We start from the raw sequence: 1,370 nt of genomic DNA, 5'->3' as shown, positions 1-1,370 counted from the left end.
AGGTAAATTGTAAAATTAAACGCAACACATTTCATACCAACTAAGTAGAAATAAGTTAATATAAATTAGAATAAGATAAGTTGCATTTCGGTTTACAAAAGATTGGTATATATGCTATATACTGATCTTTTTGTTTGCTCTTTTTTTCATAAATTATTATGCTAATACTGTTGGCGGCAGATTGGAGGATAGCATGGCTAAGTTTTTTACATATGAAGAGAGACTCGAGTTGCAAAGATTTTTAAAAGAAGGTCTTTCATTTAAAGAAATAAGTCACAAGTTAGGTAAGAATCCAAGTACAATCTCTAGAGAAGTTCGCAAGTATAGTATAGAAATAGCAAGTGGATATCCTGGACAACCATTTAATCCATGTAAAAACCGAAGAACATGCAACAAGAGACATATATGTGGGGAAAGCTGCGTTCGAAGAAAACTTTATTGCAAGTATTGTAACGTATGTAACACCACTTGTACTGACTATGTTGAAGAAGTTTGTTTCGCTAGATTCAAAGCTCCATACATATGTAATGGATGTGAAAAAATAGGAAAATGTAGTTTGTTAAAAAACTTTTATGATGCGGAAAAAGCACATTTAAAAGCATTTGAAACAATTTCACAATCAAGGAGCGGTATATGTGTATCAGAACAAGAAGTAAGCAGACTAAATCAGTTATTAACTCCACTAGTAAGACAAGGTCAATCATTAAATCAAATCTATATGCAACATCGAGATGAATTAATGTGCAGTGAAAAAACAATGTACAATTACATTGATGCCTGTCTGTTTGATGTCAGAAATATTGATCTACCAAGAAAGGTTAAGTTTCGTGAACGATATAAGAAAGCAGAATTCAAGGTAGATAAAAGTTGCCGCGTTGGTCGAAGCTATGATGAATTTGAAAAGCATATGAAAGATAATCCAGACACAACAATTGTACAGATGGACTCAGTGATAGGTAATAAAAGTGGAAAGTGTCTTTTAACGATTCATTTCGTAGAATCAAGCTTTATGTTAGCTTTTATACGTGATGCAAATACGTCAAAGTCGGTGACAGATATATTTGCACACATATATGAAGTATTAGGATTAAGAACATTTAAAGAATTATTTCCAGTAATACTTACGGATAATGGAAGTGAATTTTCTAATCCAAAGGCTATAGAAGAGAGCAGTGATAAGCTAACAGGAAGAAGAACGCGTTTATTTTACTGTGATGCAGGTAAGCCATATCAAAAAGGTGCCATTGAAGTAAATCATGAATTGATACGTAGGATACTTCCCAAAGGTACTAGCTTTGATCAATTGGAACAGAAAGACATAGATTTAATGATGAACCATATCAATTCATACAAAAGAAAGAAGCTGAATA

1 protein-coding gene is annotated in these 1,370 nt (G+C 32.5%); it reads left to right on the top strand.

The annotated features are described in order from the left end of the window. Positions 1-193: 193 nt before the first annotated feature. The coding region (locus tag HBB17_RS19030; protein WP_167959082.1) for an IS30 family transposase at positions 194-1,370 on the top strand (1,177 nt) is incomplete at its 3' end.

It is taken from the genome of Anaerosporobacter faecicola, from assembly GCF_012070565.1.
GTDB classification, from domain to species: Bacteria; Bacillota; Clostridia; order Lachnospirales; family Lachnospiraceae; genus Anaerosporobacter; species Anaerosporobacter faecicola.
The sequence above is the reverse complement of the archived record's forward strand: the minus strand, read 5'-3'. Positions and strand labels throughout refer to the sequence as shown.